Source organism: Propionivibrio sp., assembly GCF_047602565.1.
Taxonomy (GTDB): Bacteria; Pseudomonadota; Gammaproteobacteria; order Burkholderiales; family Rhodocyclaceae; genus Propionivibrio.
Genome location: NZ_JASGGX010000001.1, coordinates 2,103,364 through 2,119,964, shown reverse-complemented (window position 1 = coordinate 2,119,964; position 16,601 = coordinate 2,103,364). Strand labels below are relative to the sequence as shown.

Genomic DNA, 16,601 nt, shown 5'->3' with positions numbered 1-16,601 from the left:
GCAGGGAGTTACGTCATGGCTGCCCAAGCCGAAGCCGGCCCGTCGGCCGTTGCCGAGCACATCCGCCGTTGCGGGGCGCGCGCCACGCCGGCGCGCATCCGCGTCCTGCGTCTCCTGCGCGAGGCGCCGGCGCCGCTGTCGCACGCCGAGATCGAGACGCGGCTGGGCGACATGGCGCTCGACCGGGTGACCTTGTACCGCGTGCTCGACTGGCTCGTGGACAGCGGCCTGGCGCACAAGAACGCCGACGCCAGCCGGGTGTTCCGCTTTTCCGCCGCGTCGGTCGGCGAGCATGCGACGCACGTGCATTTCCGTTGCGAGCTCTGCGGCGGCGTCTATTGCCTCGACGCTTCCTTGCCGGTCGTGCCCGAACTGCCGTCGGGCTTTTCGCTGACGCGCATGGACTTCGACCTGCGCGGCGTCTGCGCCCGGTGCTCGGCGGGGGCGAGATGAACGCGCCGATTCCCGCCACCATCGTCACCGGCTTTCTCGGCAGCGGCAAGACGACGCTGCTCAACCGCATCCTGAGCGAACGCCACGGCGAGAAGATCGCGGTCATCGAGAACGAGTTCGGCGAGGCCGGAATCGACGGCGAACTGCTGGTGTCGGGCCAGGAGCAGATCATCGAGCTGAACAACGGCTGCATCTGCTGCTCGGTGCGCGGCGATCTCGTGCGCATCCTCGGCGAGCTGGCCGACAAGCGCGAGGCCGGCCAACTGGCGTTCGAGCGCGTGCTGATCGAAACCACCGGGCTGGCCGATCCGGGGCCGGTGGCGCAGACCTTTTTCCTGGACGAGCGGATCGCCCGGCGCTACCTGCTCGACGCCGTGGTCACCGTGGTCGACGCCGTCCACGCCATGCGCCAGCTCGATGAACACGAGCAGGCGCAGGTGCAGGTCGGTTTCGCCGACCGGCTGCTGCTCTCGAAGACCGATCTGGCTCCCTTCCGGGTCGACGCGCTCATCCGCCGGCTGCGCCGGATCAACCCGCGCGCCGAACTGGCGGTCGCGCCGTTCGGCCGGGTGCCGCTGTCCGGCCTGCTCGACATCCGCGGCTTCAACCTCGACGCCGCGCTCGCCGTCGATCCCGGCTTCCTCGCGGGCGGGCATGCGCATCATCCCGCGGACCGCATCGGCTCCTTCGTCTTTCGCGGCGAGCGCGATTTCGACGACGAGCGCCTGCAGGATTTCCTCGCCGCCATCGCCCGCGTGTACGGCCCCGACCTGCTGCGCTACAAGGGCGTGCTGGCGGTGGCCGGGCGGCCTTTCCGGGTGATCATCCAGGGCGTGCACGAACTGATGGGCGCCAGCGCCGGCGCCGACTGGGCCGACGGCGAAGCGCGCCGGAGCGTGATGGTGTTCATCGGCCGCGATCTGCCGGGCGGGATCATCGAGCAGGGATTGCGGCAAAGCCAGGCGGCGGATGCCGGCGTAATTGCAGAGCGCCAGCGGATGTGTTAAAAGAAACGTCCGCTTCCGCCGCACATCGATTCTTCAGGCCATGGTTTTCTCCTTCTTCAAAAAGCAGCCGGAAAAGATGATCACCCGGCCGGCTGCCGTACCCAGGCCGGCCGCCGGCAACAAGGAGGCGCGCGCCGGCCGTGACGACGCGCGGGACGAGAAGGCGCCGCCGCCCGAGGCGGAGCAGCCCGTCGATGAAAGCCTCGAGACCACATCCCTGAGCGCGTTTTCCGACCTCGAATTCAGCCTCTCCCAGTCCTCGCTCGATTTCCAGGTCAATGCCGACTTCGATCCGGTCAACGCGCCGGCCGAGGAGGCCGCCGTGTTGTTCGCCAACGGCCAGGACGCGGCCGCGCAGGCGGTCCTCGAACAGGCATTGAAACAACAGCCGTCCGGCCCGGCGGAACGCCTGTGGCTGATGCTGTTCGACCTCTACCGGCTGACCGGCCAGCACGCGGCCTTCGAGGCGACGGGCATCGAATACGCCCGCGCCTTCGAAAAGTCTCCCCCCGGCTGGGGCGCGGAGCGCGAGGATGCGGCGAAGGCGGCGACGGGCCGGGGCGGCAGCATGATCTTCAAGGGCGACCTGCTGGGCGGCAACGCCGCGTCGTTCGAAGCCGTGCGGCGGGCGCTGGACAAGGGTCCCGCGCTGCGCCTGGACCTGTCCAAGGTCAAGCGGGCCGACCCGGAAGGCTGCGGGCGCCTCCTCGAACTCCTCTCGCACGCCAGGAAAAACCGGCTCGGCGTCGAACTGCTCGGCCGGGACGCCCTGGCCCAGCTGGTGCAGGAAGGCATCGAGGCGGGCAGGAACGAACAGCCGGCGGCGGGCAAGGAATGCTGGCTGCTGCTGCTCGAACTGTTCCAGCAGCAAGGGCGGCAGGAGGTTTTCGAGGACCTGGCGATCGACTACGCGGTGACTTTCGAGGAATCGCCGCCGTCCTGGGAGGCCGGGCGGGTGGCCGAGCCCGAGCCGCCGGCGCAGGCGGCGGAGAACGCCGCCGAGGACGACGATGCGTACGCGCTGAGCGGCGAGATCAGGTCGTCGCGTTTCGGCGATCTGCCGGCCTTCGTGCAGGGGCACGAGGCGCTGCTGATCGACTGCGCCAGGCTCACGCGCATCGACTTCATCAGCGCCGGCGCCCTGCTCAACGTGCTGACCACCGTGCGCGGCACCGGCAAGCAGATCGTCTTCCGCCACCCCAACCGTCTGGTGGCCGAGCTTTTCCGCGTCGTCGGGCTGACCGCGGTGGCCTCCGTGGTCTTCGCGAAACATTGAGGTGAATCCATGGAGCAATACCACGGTACGACGATTCTTTCCGTGCGCCGCGGCCAGCAGGTGGCCATGGGCGGCGACGGGCAGGTGACGCTCGGCAACATCGTCGTCAAGGCCGGCGCGCGCAAGGTGCGGCGCATCCACAACGACCGGATTCTCGCCGGTTTCGCCGGCGGCACGGCGGACGCCTTCACCCTGTTCGAACGCTTCGAGGCCAAGCTGGACAAGCATCAGGGCAACCTGATCCGTTCGGCCGTCGAGCTCGCCAAGGACTGGCGCAGCGACCGCGCCCTGCGCCGCCTGGAAGCGATGCTGGCCGTGGCCGACCGGGACAGTTCGCTGATCATCACCGGCAACGGCGACGTGCTGGAGCCGGAACAGGGCATCCTGGCGATCGGCTCGGGCGGCGCCTTCGCCCAGTCCGCGGCGCGCGCGCTGATCGACAACACCGAGCTGGAGCCGGCCGCGATCGTCCGCAAATCGCTCGACATCGCCGGCGACCTGTGCATCTACACCAACCACAACTACACCATCGAAACGCTGGATTGAGCGCGCGGCGCGCCGCCGTGGCCGGCCGCAACGGCGTCAGATTCCCAGCGCCGCCCGGAAGTCGTCGAAACGCGCCTCGATTTCCGCGAAGCGGGAGGTGAATTTCGGCCAGGACAGGCCGAAGCGCGCGCACGCCAGTTCCGAAAGCTCGGGCACGCGGTTGTTCGGCAGCTCGCCGAGATCGAGCGCGTGGCTCAGGCATTCGGCGATGTGCACGAGATCGCCGACCTCGCTGCTGAAGCCGTCCGGCTCGTGATGGGCGGCGATCGCGTCCACGATGTCCGAGGGCAGCTTCCAGGCGGTGGCCAAAACCCGCCCGGCCTCGCAATGGTCGTATCCGAACACCATGCGCTCGGCCTCGAACAGCGGTATGTCGTCGTTCTGATGGTGGTCGAGCGCCTTCAGGAAAGGGCCCGGGCTGGCGGTGTACATGAGCAGCTGGCCGATGTCGTGCAGCAGCCCGCTGGTGAAGGCCAGTTCGGGGTTGATCCCGCTCTGCTCGGCCAGCGCGCGGGCGCAGACCGCGACGCCGAGCGAATGCCGCCAGAGCAGGCGGGCGCTGAAGCCCGAGGCATGCACGTCGTAGCGGCAGATCAGCGACGAGGCGAGGACGATGTTGGCGATGCGGTCGGCGCCCAGCAGCAGGAAGGCCTGCCCGGCCGAGTGCACGCGCTTGGACAGGCCCGACGAGGCTGAATTGGCGGCCGCCAGCAGGCGCGCGACGATGGCCGGATCGGAGTTGATGTGATGCGCCAGCGTCTCCAGGTCGGCGTTGTCGTCGCCGAGCGCGCGGATCAGGTAGGCGACCACCTCCGGCAGGGAAGGCAGCGTTTCGGCGTGGTCGAGGAGCTGGTCGAGGGAAGGGACGCTCATCGGGCGTTCTCGAGCCGGTAGTCCAGCACGGCGTCGCGCAGGCGGCTCCGGGCGGCGCTGCCGGGGCCGCGGAAGATCACGTCGATGCGGGCGCGCACGTCGAGCAGCTCGCGGGCGATCGTCTCCTCGTCGCGCAGGTCGGGCACGCGCACCGAGATGGCCTCGATGCCGCGCCGGATCAGGCGTTCGAGCACGGCCGAATCGAGCGCGGTCTCGGCCGTCAGCAGGACCGCGCCCTCGCGGTCGTGGACCGGCTTCGCCAGCACCATTCCGGGCGCTGCGCGCCCTGGGGCGAGGCACATGATGCGTTGCTTGCTGGACATCTGCGGATGGCGTCGCTCGGCGTTGACCTGAGGCGACGAGTTTGCCACATCGCCTGCCCGATGAGAACATAGTGCACTTGAAACGGCTTCAGGCAGAACGCACATGACGCAGATGACACCCCAGGAAATCGTGCACGAACTCGACAAGCACATCGTCGGCCAGGGCAAGGCCAAGAAAGCGGTGGCCATCGCGCTGCGCAACCGTTGGCGGCGGGCGCAGGTGGATGAGCCGCTGCGCCAGGAAATCACGCCGAAGAACATCCTGATGATCGGGCCGACCGGCGTCGGCAAGACCGAGATCGCCCGCCGCCTGGCGCGGCTGGCCAACGCGCCGTTCATCAAGGTCGAGGCGACCAAGTTCACCGAGGTCGGCTACGTCGGCCGCGACGTCGAGACGATCATCCGCGACCTCGCCGAGATCGCGGTCAAGAGCGGCCGCGAGCATGCGATGAAGAGCGTGCGCATGCGGGCGGAGGACGCCGCCGAGGAACGCCTCCTCGACGCGCTGCTGCCGCCGGCGCGCGGCGGTTTCTACAACGAGGCGGCGCCGGCCGAGGACAACGCCACCCGCCAGAAATTCCGCAAGAAGCTGCGCGAAGGCGAGTTCGACGACAAGGAGATCGAGATCGAGGTGGCGGGCGCCGCGCTGCAGGCCGAGATTTTCGCGCCGCCCGGCATGGAGGAGCTGACCTCGCAGATCCAGGGCATGTTCCAGAACATGGGCGGGGCGCGCAAGAAATCGCGCAAGCTGAAGATCGCCGAGGCGCGCCGGCTGCTGATCGACGAGGAGGCCGGCAAGCTGGTCAACGACGAGGAGGTTAAGCTGGAGGCGGTGCGCAACGTCGAGCAGAACGGCATCGTGTTCCTCGACGAGATCGACAAGATCACCTCGCGCAGCGACGCGCAGGGCGCCGACGTCTCGCGCCAGGGCGTGCAGCGCGACCTGCTGCCGCTGGTCGAGGGGACGACGGTGTCGACCAAGTTCGGCATGATCCGCACCGACCACGTCCTGTTCATCGCCAGCGGCGCCTTCCATCTGGCCAAGCCGTCCGACCTGATTCCCGAGCTGCAGGGGCGCTTCCCCATCCGGGTGGAACTGGACTCGCTGTCGGTCGCCGATTTCGAACGCATCCTGACCCAGACCGACGCCTGCCTGACCATGCAGTACCAGGCCCTGCTGGCGACCGAGGGCGTGACGCTCGAATTCACGCCAGAAGGCATCCAGCGCCTGGCCGAAGTGGCGTGGTCGGTCAACGAGCGCACCGAGAACATCGGTGCCCGCCGGTTATATACGGTGATGGAGCGCCTGCTTGAAGAGGTCTCGTTCAGCGCCGGCAACAAGGGCGCCGAGACGATCCTCATCGACGCGGCCTACGTCGACGCCCGCCTGACCGAGCTGTCGCGCAACGAGGATCTGTCGCGCTACGTGCTGTAGGCGGCGATTTCAGGCCGCCTGCGGCTGCGCGGCCACGGGCGCCTCGCGGATCGGCAGGTTGACCAGCGCGGCGAGGCCGGCCAGCGTCATGTCGGCGTACCACATCCACGAGAAGTCGCCGTAGCGCGTGACGGCCAGCCCGCCCAGCCAGGCGCCGAGGAAGCCGCCGGTCTGGTGCGACAGCAGGGTGAGGCCGAACAGCGTGCCGAGGTGGCGCACGCCGAACAGCTTGCCGACGATCGCCGCGGTCGGCGGCACCGTCGCCAGCCAGGTGAAGCCGAGCCCCGCGGCGAACAGGTAGAACGTGAGATCGGTGCGCGGCGCGGCGAGGTAGAGGGCGATCAGCAGCGCGCGCGAGCCGTACATCCAGAACAGGATGTACTTGCTGCGATAGCGGGCGACGCAGTTGCCGGCGAACAGGCTGCCGAAGACGTTGCCCAGGCCGATGATCGCCAGCGACCAGCTGGCCACCGACGGCGGCAGGCCGCACAGGTTGACTTCGCCGGGCAGGTGGGTGACCAGGAAGGCGATGTGGAAGCCGCAGGTGAAGAAGCCGGCGTGCAGCAGCAGGTAGCTGCGGTCCTGCATCGCTTCCTTGACGCTGCGCCAGGGGCCGTGTCCGTCGCCGTGCCCGGCCGGGCGGGCATGCGTGGAGGCGGGAGCGACGTTGCGCACCAGCGGCACGGCGGCCAGCACCATCAGCGCCAGCGACCACATGGCGCCCATCCAGCCGATGGCCTGGATCAGCTTCTGCAGGATCGGCGCGAAAATGAACTGGCCGAACGAGCCGCCCGCGTTGATGATGCCCGAGGCGGTGCCGCGCGCTTCCAGCGGCAGGCGGTTGGCCGCCGCGCCGAACAGCACGGAGAAGCTGCTGGCGCCGGAGCCCATCGCGGAAAGCAGCCCGAGCGAGGCGATCAGGCCGAGCGTGCCGCCCGACCACGGCGTGATCGCGCTGCCCACGGCCAGCAGCGCGAGGCCGCCGTAGAGCACGCGCTCGGGGCCGAAGCGGTCGGCCAGCGCGCCGGCGAAGGGCTGGATGGCGCCCCAGACGAACTGGCCGATGGCCAGGGCCAGGCTGATCGAGGCGATGTCGACGCCGATACCGGCGTTGAGCGGCGCGACGAACAGTCCGAGCGACTGGCGCGCGCCCATGGTGATCAGCAGGATGCCGGCGGCGGACAGGGTGACGATCCACGTCTGCGGCGTGTCGAGGGCACGGAACATGAGCAGGGCTTTCGAAAGCGGTGCTGTTGGAGGCGCCCGGCGCCGGGGGGTTCCGGCCGCCGGGGGAGGGCGTTGCCGGCTAGGCCTGGCCGGCGGCGACTTCGTCCAGCGTGACGATGCGGGCCAGCTTGGCGAGCAGGCGCAGGGTCTGCTGGTGGTCCTCGTCGCTTGCGGCGAGGCAGCAGTCGCCGACCACGCGGCAGGCGAAATCCCGGTCGTGCGCGTCGCGCGCGGCGCTCTGCACCGCCATGTCGGTGGCGCAGCCGGCGATGAACACGTTCCTGACGCCGTAGGTGCGCAGCAGCAGTTCGAGCGGGGTGTTGAAGAAGGCGCTGACCCGGTGCTTGGTCAGCACCGCCTCGCCGGCGAGCGGTACCGTCGCGGCGTGGAACTGCGTGCCCCAGGTGCCGCTCTGCAGGACGCCGAATTTCTTCGCGCCGCCGAAGAGCGGCGACGCTTCGGGCTGCTCCTTGTAGTCGGGCGAGAAGCCGACGCCGACGTGGATGACGGCGAAGCCGGCGTCCCGCGCGGTCTGGAGCAGGCGGCCGGCACGTTCCAGCGCGCCGTGCCGGGCGTCGAAATCGGCGTAGCCCTTGCCGGCAAGCTTGCCGTCGGGATGCACGATCTCGTTGATGAAGTCGATCAGCAGCAATGCGTTTTCGGTGGTGAAGGCGGCCATGGTCGTGCGCAAGCGGAATGGGGAACGGGAGGGGAACGGAGAGCGCGTATGGTAACCGCAATCGGCGCCGTCCGGCGCGGCAGGCCGCTCAGTACGACTCGTTGAAGCCGCGGATCTGGCGCCGTGCCTTCTTGGTCGGCCGGCCGCGCAGGTCGCTGCCCGGCGCCGGCGCGAGGCGCAGGTTTTCGCGCACGGCCTCGCGCCGCGCGCGGCTTTCGGCGGTCTCCTCGTAGAGCTGCTGCGCTTCGGCGGCCGGCCGGCGCTGCTCGTTGAGCGCGCGCACGACAACGGTCCAGCGCATCGGGCCGAGCGCGATGTCCAGCGTGTCGCCGGGCCGGACCTCGCGGGCCGGCTTGGGCGGCTGGCCGTTCAGGCGGACGTGTCCGGCGTGGATGGCCTCGGTGGCCAGCGAGCGGGTCTTGAAGAAGCGCGCGGCCCACAGCCATTTGTCGATGCGCAGGCTCCCGGCCGCGTCATGTTCGGCCATCGGCGGTCAGAGCGAGCTGCCGGCGACGTGGGCCGCCTGCTCCCGCTGCGTCAGCCGGTCGAGGTAGAGATATACCACCGGCGTCAGGTAGAGCGTGAGGAACTGCGAGACGATCAGCCCACCGACCACGGCGATGCCCAGCGGCTGCCGCACCTCGGCGCCGGCGCCGATGCCCAGGGCGATCGGCAGGGTGCCGACGAGCGCGGCCATGGTGGTCATCATGATCGGCCGGAAGCGGATCAGGCAGGCCTTGAAGATGGCGTCGAAGGCCGGGGCGCCCTCGTTGCGCTGCCGGTCGAGCGCGAAGTCGATCATCATGATCGCGTTCTTCTTGACGATGCCGATCAGCATGATCACGCCGACGAAGGCGTAGAGGTTGAGGTCGATGCCGAAGAGCATCAGCGTGATCAGCGCGCCGAGCGCCGCGGAGGGCAGGCCGGAGAGGATGGTCAGCGGGTGGATGAAGCTCTCGTACAGGATGCCGAGCACGATGTAGACCACCAGCACGGCGATCAGCAGCAGGATGCCGAGCCCCTGCAGCGAGGACTGGAAGGCCTGGGCCGTGCCCTGCAGGCTGGTGTTGAGCGAGACCGGCAGGCGCATTTCCTGTTCGAGCGACTGGAGGCTGTTGACCGCGTCGCCGAGCGAAATGCCGGGCAGCAGGTTGAACGAGATGGTCACCGACGGCAGCTGGCCCTGGTGGTTGATGGTCAGCGCCTGCGTGCGGCGCGCCACCCGCGTCACCGTATCGAGCGGCACCAGCTTGCCGCTGGAGGCGCGCACGTAGAGCCGGGAGAGCTTGGACGGATCGAGCTGGTATTCGGGCGACACTTCGAGGATCACCTGGTACTGGCTGGTGGTGCCGTAGATGGTCGAGATCTGGCGGGCGCTGAAGGCGCTCTGCAGGGCGTCCTCGACCTGCCCGAAGGTCAGGCCGAGCGCGGCGATCTTGTCGCGGTCCACGTCCAGCGCCACCACCGGCCCGCTGTTGTTGAGGTTGCTGGTGACGTCGATGAAGCCCGGCAGTTGCCGGATACGTTCGAGCAGCGTGTTGGTCCACTGATAGAGCTCGTCGAGGTCGGTGCTCTGCAGCGTGTACTGGTATTGCGCCGCGGTCACCTGGCCGCCGATGCGGATGGCCGGCGGGTTCTGCATGTACACGCGGATGCCCGGCACGGCGGCGAGCTTGGGGCGCAGTTCCTGGATGATTTCGTCGGCCGACAGCGCGCGTTCGTGGCGCGGCTTGAGCATCAGGCTGAGCGAGCCCGAATTGAGCGTCGGGCGCGAATTGGTCGGGCCGACCGAGGACATGAAGGAGCGGATGTTCGGGTCCTCGGCGACGATCGCGGCGATGGCGCGCTGCTTTTCCGCCATGGCGGCGAAGGAGATGTCCTGCGCGCCCTCGGTGGTGGCCGTGATCTGCCCGCTGTCGCCGCTCGGCAGGAAGCCCTTGGGAATCTGGCTGAACAGCAGGCCGCTGAACAGCACCGACAGCGCGAAGCCGAACACCACCATGCGCGGATGGCGCAGCGCCACGCGCAGGGTCTTCTCGTAGCCGGCGAGCAGGGCGGCGAAGAAGCGTTCGAAGGCCCGGAAGACCCGGCCGTGCTCCTCGTTCGCCGCGTGTTTCAGGTAGCGGCTGCAGAGCATCGGCGTGAGGGTCAGCGAGACGATGCCGGAGACCAGGATCGAGGCGCAGATGGTGACGGCGAACTCGTGCAGCAGGCGCCCGACGATGCCGCTCATGAACATCACCGGGATGAACACGGCGGTCAGCGAGAGCGTCATCGAGACGATGGTGAAGCCGATCTCGCGCGAGCCCTTGATCGCCGCCTGCAGCGGCGTCTCGCCCAGCTCGATGTGGCGGACGATGTTCTCCAGCATGACGATGGCGTCGTCCACGACGAAGCCGACCGCCAGCGTCAGGGCGAGCAGGGACAGGTTGTCCAGGCTGTAGTCGAGCACGTGCATCACGGCGAAGGTGCCGATCACCGAGATCGGCAGGGCCAGCGCCGGGATCACCGTGGCCGAGAGATTGCGCAGGAAGAGCAGGATCACCAGGATGACCAGGAAGCCGGCGAGCACCAGCGTGAACTGCACGTTGACGATCGACTCGCTGATCGAAATGCTGCGGTCGTACAGGGTGGTCATGGCGATCGACGCCGGCAGGCTGGCCTGGAAGGCGGGCAGCGTGCGCTTGATCGAGTCGACGGTCTCGATGGTGTTGGCGCCGGGCTGGCGCTGGATGGCCAGCACGATGGCGCGCTTGTCGACGTTCCAGGCCGCGATGCGGGAATTCTCGACGCTGTCGATCGGGGTGGCGACTTCCTCCAGCCGGACCGGCGCGCCGTTGCGCCAGGCCACGATCAGCGGCCGGTAGGCCGCCGCCGTGAGCAGCTGGCCGTTGTCCTTGATGGAGAAGGCCTGGTGCTCGCCGTCGAACTGGCCGAGCGGCTGGTTGACGTTGGCCTGCACGATGGCCTGGCGCAGCTCGTCGATGCCCAGGCCGCGGGAGGCCAACTGGTCGGGATCGGCCTGGATGCGCACGGCGTATTTCTGCGAGCCGAAGACGAGCACCTGGGCCACGCCGGTGACCGTCGACAGCCGCTGCGCGAGCTGTGTCTCGGCGTATTCGTTGACCACCGGCAGGGGCAGCGCCGGCGACGACAGGGCGATGAAGAAGATCGGCGAGTCCGCCGGGTTGACCTTGCGGAACGACGGCGGCGTCGGCATGCTCGACGGCAGCTTGCGCTGCGCCGTGGCGATGGCCGACTGCACGTCCTGCGCCGCGGCGTCGATGTTGCGGTCGAGCGAGAACTGCAGGGTGATCGAGGTCGTGCCCTGGGCGCTCGTGGAACTCAGTGATTCGAGCCCGGCGATGGTCGAGAACTGGCCTTCGAGCGGCGTGGCCACGGCCGAGGCCATGGTTTCCGGCGAGGCGCCGGGCAGGCTGGCCGTCACCGAGATGGTCGGAAAGTCGACGTTGGGCAGCTCGGAAACCGGCAGCGCCCGGTAGGCGATCAGGCCGAAAATGATGAAGGCCGCCATCAGCAGCGTGGTCATCACCGGGCGGCGAATGCATAGTTCCGGCAGCTGCATGCGTGTTTACCCCGGTTGGGTTGCCCTGGACGTCTCGTCTTCCTTGCCGCCCGCTGCCTTGTCCCGGACCTTGGCCCGGGCGCCCGGAGTCAGCCGCAGATGCCCGTCGGTGACCACCGCCTCGCCGGCCTTGACGTTGCCGCGCACCGCCGTGAAGCCGTCCTGCGCGGCGAGCGCCTCGACGCGGCGCAGGTCGACGTGGCCGTCCTCCTTGAGCACGTACACGTAGTTGCCTTCCGCCCCCTGCTGGACGGCGTTGCTCGGCACGCTCACGGCCTGCTTCAGCGTGTCGAGGACCAGCGCCACGTTGAGATACTGGCCGGCCATCAGCGCCTCGTCCTTGTTCGGCAGTTCCGCCTTGAGCAGGATCGTCCCGGTGCTGGCGTCCACCGTGTTGTCGATGAAGCGCACGGTGCCCTCGAAATGCCGGGAGGCGTCGGCGGGCTCGGTGATGTCGACCTTCAGGCCGCTGTCCTGCCGGACGGCGCGGATCTGCGGCAGGTACCTTTCCGGAACGGCGAAGCTGATCAGCAGCGGGCGCACGCGGTTGACCACCGCCAGCGCCACGTCGTTGGCCTTGACCGCCGAGCCGGGAAAGACCAGCCGGGCGCCGACGATGCCGGTGATCGGCGCGCGGATCGTGGCGTAGGACAGCTGCAGGCGCGCCACTTCCACGGCCGCCTTGCTGGCGCGCAGGTTGGCCGCCGCCGTCGCCTCGTTGGTGCGGACGTCGTTGACCTTTTCCTCGGAAACGAAATTGCGCTCCTTGAGCGCGGTGTAGCGCGCGGTGTCGGCGCGCATCTTGGCGGTCAGCGCCTCGTCGCGCGCGGCCGTCGCCTCGGCCTGCTGGAGACGGGCGGCGAAATCCGTCGGGTCGAGGCGGATCAGCACGTCGCCCTGGTTGACGTGCTGGCCCTCGGTGAACAGCACCGCGTCGACCTGGCCGTCGACCCGGGATTTGAGCGTGACGCTTTCGAAAGCCTCCGAACGCCCGACGACCTGCAGGGTTACCGGAATGTCGCGCAAGGTGGCGGCGGCCACCGTGACCGGCACCGCGGGCGGCTCAGATTTCTTGCCGTTGCCGTTCTCCGAGCAGGCGGCGATGGCCAGCACGCCGGCGCAGAGGATCGCCAGGCGTTTCACGGCAGCAGGCTTTCCAGCGCGTAGAGTTCCTCCGCGGTCTCGCGCCGGCGGACGAGATGCGCCCGCTCGCCGTCGACCATGACTTCGGCGGCACGCGGCCGGGTGTTGTAGTTCGAGCTCATGGTCATGCCGTAGGCGCCGGCGGACAGGATCGCCAGCAGGTCGCCCGGAGCCAGGGCCAGCGCCCGGTCGCGGCCGAGGAAATCGCCGGATTCGCAGATCGGGCCGACGATTTCCCAGCGGCGCGGCGCTTCGTCGCGCGGGCGGACCGGCACGATGTCGTGCCAGGCGTCGTACAGCGCGGGGCGCGCGAGGTCGTTCATGGCGGCGTTGACGATGGCGAAGTTCTTCACCTCGCCGGGCTTGAGGTACTCGACGCGGGTGAGCAGCACGCCGGCGTTGCCGACCAGCCGGCGCCCGGGTTCGAGCAAAATCTGCAGCGGCCGTCCCCGCAGCTTGTCCAGCAGCGGCCGGAGATAGCCCTTCACGGTGGGCTCCGCGTCGTCCCCGTACCGGATGCCCAGTCCACCGCCCAGGTCGATGTGATGCAGGGCGATGCCCTCGGCGGCGAGCCGGTCGACCAGCAGCAGGAGCTTGTCCAGCGCCTCGGCGAAGGGCGCGGGATCGAGCAACTGCGAGCCGATGTGGCAGTCGATGCCGGTCACTTCGATGTTGGGCAGGCGGGCCGCGCGGCGGTAGATGTCCAGCGCGTCCTCGTAGGCGACGCCGAACTTGTTTTCCTTCAGTCCCGTCGAGATGTACGGATGCGTCTTGGCGTCGACATCGGGGTTGACGCGCAGGCTGACCGGCGCGCGCGCGCCCAGCGCCGCGGCCACGCCGTCGAGGCGTTCGAGTTCGGGTGCGGATTCGACGTTGAAGCACAGGATGCCGGTGCGCAGCGCGAGCGCCATGTCCTCCGCCGATTTGCCGACGCCGGAAAAGACGATCTTGCGCGGGTCGCCGCCGGCCGCCAGCGCGCGCTTGAGCTCGCCGCCGGAGACGATGTCGAAGCCGGCGCCGCGCCGGGCCAGCACGTCGAGCACCGCGAGGTTGGAGTTGGCCTTGACGGCGTAGCATACCTGCGCGTCGACGCCCGCCAGTTCGGCCAGAAACTCGTCCAGCGCCGCTTCCAGCGCCGCGCGCGAATACACGTAGCAGGGCGTGCCGAAGCGCCCGGCGATCTCCGTCAACGGAACGGATTCGACGCAGAGCTGATCGTTCTTCAGCTGAAAGGGCGAAGTCGGTGCGTTCATGAACTGGCTGGCTTGGCCGTCTCGGGGTCCGGTTGGGCGGCCGGCGGCGGGGTTTTCGGTGGCGAGGGCAGATAAAGGGAACCGCGCGTTCCGCAGGCGTTCAATGCCATCACGGACAGCAGCAGCGAGAGCGTAAGATATCTGCGCATGGCGTAGGAAAATCAAGGACGGAGGATGGTAACACAGTATGCGCGATAGCGAATTTGTCGTTCTGGCCGACCAGGCGCTGGCGGACATCGAACACGGGCTCGAGGCGAGCGGCGCCGACCTCGATTATTCGACCGCGGGCGGCGGCGTGCTGGAGATCGAATTCGACGACGGCAGCAAGATCGTCGTCAACCGCCATGCCGCGGCGCAGGAGATGTGGGTGGCGGCGCGTGCCGGCGGCTTCCACTTCCGCTGGGACGGCGCGGCCTGGAAAGGCACACGGGACGGCCGTGAACTGATGGCCGTCCTGGCGGAATTGATTTCGGCGCAGGCGGGGCGCCGCGTCGAGCTGCCCGCCAGGAATTAATCGACGGGCTTCGCGTTTTCGTCCTGCGGCGGCTCGGGTTCCAGCGTCACCGGCACGTTTTCCTTGTAGAAATACTCCTTCGCCGGACCCTTGCCCGAGCCGGCGACGTCCATGGCCACCAGTCCGTCGGGCACCGGCATGAAGGTCTGCGGAACGTCCTTGAGCGCCTTGCCCATGTAGCCGATCCACGCCGGCAGCGCGGCGGAACCGCCGGTTTCGCCGCCGCCCATGTTCTTCGGCTGGTCGAAGCCGATCCACGAACAGCCGACGACCGTGCGCTGGTAGCCGCAGAACCAGGCGTTGACGTGTTCGTTGGTGGTCCCCGTCTTGCCCGCGAGATCGCGGCGCTTGAGCGTGGCCGACGCCCGCGCCGCCGTCCCGTAGGTGGCGACGTCGCGCAGCATGCTGTCCATCAGGTAGGCGTTGCGCGGATCGATCACCAGCAGCGACTCGTCGCCGGCGGTCAGCGGCTGCGCCTCGGCGAGGACCTGATCCTTCTCGTCGCGGATCTGGCTGACGATGAACGGCTGGATCTTGTAGCCGCCATTGGCGAAGACGGAGTAGGCGGTGACCATCTGCCACGGCGTCACCGACCCGGCGCCGAGCGCCATGGTCAGGTAGGCCGGGTGTTTGTCGGCGTCGAAACCGAAGCGGGTGACGTAGTCCTGGATGAAATGCACGCCGCTGGCCTGCAACAGGCGGATCGACACCATGTTTTTCGATTTCGCCAGCGCCGTGCGCAGGCGCATCGGCCCCTCGTACTTGCCGTCGTAGTTCTTGGGCTCCCACGCCTGGCTGCCGGTCACCGAGGCGGGGAAGCTGATCGGCTCGTCCTCGACGATGGACACGGGCGTGAATCCCTTCTCCAGCGCGCCGGAGTAGATGAAAGGCTTGAAACTCGATCCCGGCTGCCGCCAGGCCTGGGTGGCGTGGTTGAACTTGTTGCGGCCGAAGTCGAAGCCGCCCACCAGGGAGCGGATCGCCCCGTTGTGCGGGTCGACGGACAGGAACGCGGCCTCGACCTCGGGCATCTGCATGATGCGCCAGTTGTCCTTGTCGTCCTTCTGCACGCGGATGATCGCCCCGCGGCGCAGGCGCTTGTTGGCCGGGGCCTTGTCGTCGATCATGCGCGCGGCGAATTTGAGCCCGTCGCCGGTGATCGTGACCACCTCGCCGCCCCGGCGATACGCCCGAATCTGCTTGGTATCGGCTTGCAGCACCACGGCGGGGTGCAGGTCCTCGCTGTCGTGGTAGTCCTGTAGCAGTTCGTCGAGCGCCTCGTCCTGTTCCGACTTGATTTCGGACAGGTCGGCGTAGGCTTCTGCGCCCCGATAGCCGTGCCGCCGGTCGTAATCGAAGACGTTGCGGCGCAGGCTGGCATAGGCGGCTTCCTGGTCCGCGCGCGTGATCGTCGTATAGACGCGCAGGCCCCTGGAGTAGACGTCCTCCGGAAAGCGTTCCGCCGCCATTTGCCGCGCCATTTCCGCGACGTACTCAGCGTGCACCGCATACTCGTTGGTTTCCCGCTTGATGATCAGCGGCTGTTTGAGGGCGGCCTCGTACTGTGCCGCGTCGATGAAGTCGAGTTCGCGCATGCGCCGCAATACATATTGCTGGCGCAGACTGGCCCGTTTCGGGTTGACCACCGGGTTGAACGCGGACGGCGCCTTCGGCAGGCCCGCGAGCATGGCGGCTTCCGCGATGGTCAGTTCCTTCAGCGGCTTGCCGAAGTAGACCTGCGCGGCCACGGCGAAACCGTAAGCGCGTTGCCCGAGGTAGATCTGGTTGATGTACAGCTCGAAAATCTGATCTTTGGTGAGGCTGTGCTCGATCTTGAAGGCAAGCAGGGCCTCGTAGAGCTTGCGCGAATACGTTTTTTCGGACGAGAGGAAAAAGTTCTTGGCGACCTGCTGCGTGATCGTCGAGGCGCCCTGCCGCCTGCCGCCGCCGAGCAGATTGCTGACGGCCGCGCGGACGATGCCCAGCGCGTCGACGCCGCCGTGCTGGTAGAAGCGCTCGTCTTCCGCCGCCAGGATGGCCTGCTTCATAATGGCGGGAACGTCGTCGAAGCGCGCGATGGCGCGGCGCTCCTCCCCGAATTCTCCGATCAGGTGACCGTCGGCGGTGTATACCCGCAGGGGGATTTTCGGGCGATAGTCGGTGAGGATTTCCAGCGACGGCAGATTCGGATAGGTCAGGACCAGGACGACGGAAATCATGGCGATGGCGATCGCCACCAACCCGAGCAAGGCGAGGAGAGGGTAAAGAACCCAGCGGGAGAGCATA

16 protein-coding genes are annotated in these 16,601 nt (G+C 68.3%); 6 read left to right on the top strand and 10 right to left on the bottom strand.

Translation table 11 applies throughout. The annotated features are described in order from the left end of the window. Positions 1 to 15 precede the first annotated feature (15 nt). The 4 genes from QM701_RS09855 to hslV are packed head-to-tail and all read left to right on the top strand — an operon-like array spanning position 16 to position 3,282. Positions 16 to 453 carry a Fur family transcriptional regulator gene (locus QM701_RS09855; RefSeq protein ID WP_415166888.1) on the top strand — a complete coding sequence of 146 codons (438 nt, stop codon included), beginning with the start codon at positions 16 to 18 and terminating at the stop codon, positions 451 to 453. After that, positions 450 to 1,460: a CobW family GTP-binding protein gene (locus QM701_RS09850; RefSeq protein WP_415166887.1), complete on the top strand. Its 1,011-nt coding sequence runs from the start codon at positions 450 to 452 to the stop codon at positions 1,458 to 1,460. Before QM701_RS09855 ends, QM701_RS09850 begins: the two co-directional genes overlap by 4 nt. Positions 1,461 to 1,500: 40 nt before the next feature. Beyond that, positions 1,501 to 2,736 (top strand): STAS domain-containing protein, encoded by a 1,236-nt coding sequence (locus tag QM701_RS09845; RefSeq protein WP_415166886.1) that lies wholly within the window; start codon positions 1,501 to 1,503, stop codon positions 2,734 to 2,736. Positions 2,737 to 2,745: 9 nt separating this feature from the next. Continuing rightward, positions 2,746 to 3,282, top strand: a complete 537-nt coding sequence (gene hslV, locus QM701_RS09840; protein WP_415166885.1) for an ATP-dependent protease subunit HslV — start codon at positions 2,746 to 2,748, stop codon at positions 3,280 to 3,282. A gap of 36 nt (positions 3,283 to 3,318) precedes the next feature. On the opposite strand, the gene QM701_RS09835 is transcribed toward hslV, so the two are convergent. Then, the gene (locus QM701_RS09835; protein ID WP_415166884.1) at positions 3,319 to 4,155 is read right to left on the bottom strand and encodes an HDOD domain-containing protein; all 837 of its coding nucleotides are present in this window, start codon (positions 4,153 to 4,155) and stop codon (positions 3,319 to 3,321) included. Next, the gene (locus QM701_RS09830; RefSeq protein ID WP_415166883.1) at positions 4,152 to 4,478 is read right to left on the bottom strand and encodes a hypothetical protein; all 327 of its coding nucleotides are present in this window, start codon (positions 4,476 to 4,478) and stop codon (positions 4,152 to 4,154) included. The genes QM701_RS09835 and QM701_RS09830 overlap by 4 nt, the downstream gene beginning before the upstream one ends. Positions 4,479 to 4,581: 103 nt before the next feature. Here QM701_RS09830 and hslU point away from each other — a divergent pair, with 103 nt between their 5' ends. Further along, positions 4,582 to 5,913: an ATP-dependent protease ATPase subunit HslU gene (gene hslU, locus QM701_RS09825; protein ID WP_415166882.1), complete on the top strand. Its 1,332-nt coding sequence runs from the start codon at positions 4,582 to 4,584 to the stop codon at positions 5,911 to 5,913. Positions 5,914 to 5,922: 9 nt separating this feature from the next. On the opposite strand, the gene QM701_RS09820 is transcribed toward hslU, so the two are convergent. The 7 genes from QM701_RS09820 to lptM form a co-directional block, all read right to left on the bottom strand. Further along, positions 5,923 to 7,140 carry an MFS transporter gene (locus QM701_RS09820; protein ID WP_415166881.1) on the bottom strand — a complete coding sequence of 406 codons (1,218 nt, stop codon included), beginning with the start codon at positions 7,138 to 7,140 and terminating at the stop codon, positions 5,923 to 5,925. Positions 7,141 to 7,219: 79 nt separating this feature from the next. Then, positions 7,220 to 7,819 carry a cysteine hydrolase family protein gene (locus QM701_RS09815; protein WP_415166880.1) on the bottom strand — a complete coding sequence of 200 codons (600 nt, stop codon included), beginning with the start codon at positions 7,817 to 7,819 and terminating at the stop codon, positions 7,220 to 7,222. A gap of 88 nt (positions 7,820 to 7,907) precedes the next feature. Next, positions 7,908 to 8,306, bottom strand: coding sequence for an RNA-binding S4 domain-containing protein (locus QM701_RS09810; protein WP_415166879.1), 399 nt, complete (start codon positions 8,304 to 8,306; stop codon positions 7,908 to 7,910). A gap of 6 nt (positions 8,307 to 8,312) precedes the next feature. Continuing rightward, a complete protein-coding gene (locus QM701_RS09805; protein ID WP_415166878.1) occupies positions 8,313 to 11,405 on the bottom strand; it encodes an efflux RND transporter permease subunit in 3,093 nt (1,030 codons plus the stop codon). 6 nt (positions 11,406 to 11,411) lie between these two features. Continuing rightward, complete coding sequence (locus tag QM701_RS09800) at positions 11,412 to 12,548, bottom strand: efflux RND transporter periplasmic adaptor subunit (RefSeq protein ID WP_415166877.1); 1,137 nt, start codon at positions 12,546 to 12,548, stop codon at positions 11,412 to 11,414. Continuing rightward, a complete protein-coding gene (gene lysA, locus QM701_RS09795) occupies positions 12,545 to 13,801 on the bottom strand; it encodes a diaminopimelate decarboxylase (protein ID WP_415166876.1) in 1,257 nt (418 codons plus the stop codon). Before lysA ends, QM701_RS09800 begins: the two co-directional genes overlap by 4 nt. Next, the gene (gene lptM, locus QM701_RS09790; protein WP_415166875.1) at positions 13,798 to 13,950 is read right to left on the bottom strand and encodes an LPS translocon maturation chaperone LptM; all 153 of its coding nucleotides are present in this window, start codon (positions 13,948 to 13,950) and stop codon (positions 13,798 to 13,800) included. The genes lysA and lptM overlap by 4 nt, the downstream gene beginning before the upstream one ends. A gap of 38 nt (positions 13,951 to 13,988) precedes the next feature. Between lptM and cyaY the strand changes: the two genes are divergently transcribed. Continuing rightward, on the top strand, positions 13,989 to 14,315 hold the full coding sequence (gene cyaY / locus QM701_RS09785; RefSeq protein WP_415166874.1) for an iron donor protein CyaY: 327 nt from the start codon (positions 13,989 to 13,991) through the stop codon (positions 14,313 to 14,315). On the opposite strand, the gene QM701_RS09780 is transcribed toward cyaY, so the two are convergent. Beyond that, complete coding sequence (locus tag QM701_RS09780; RefSeq protein ID WP_415166873.1) at positions 14,312 to 16,600, bottom strand: penicillin-binding protein 1A; 2,289 nt, start codon at positions 16,598 to 16,600, stop codon at positions 14,312 to 14,314. The genes cyaY and QM701_RS09780 overlap by 4 nt on opposite strands. Position 16,601: the final 1 nt, after the last annotated feature.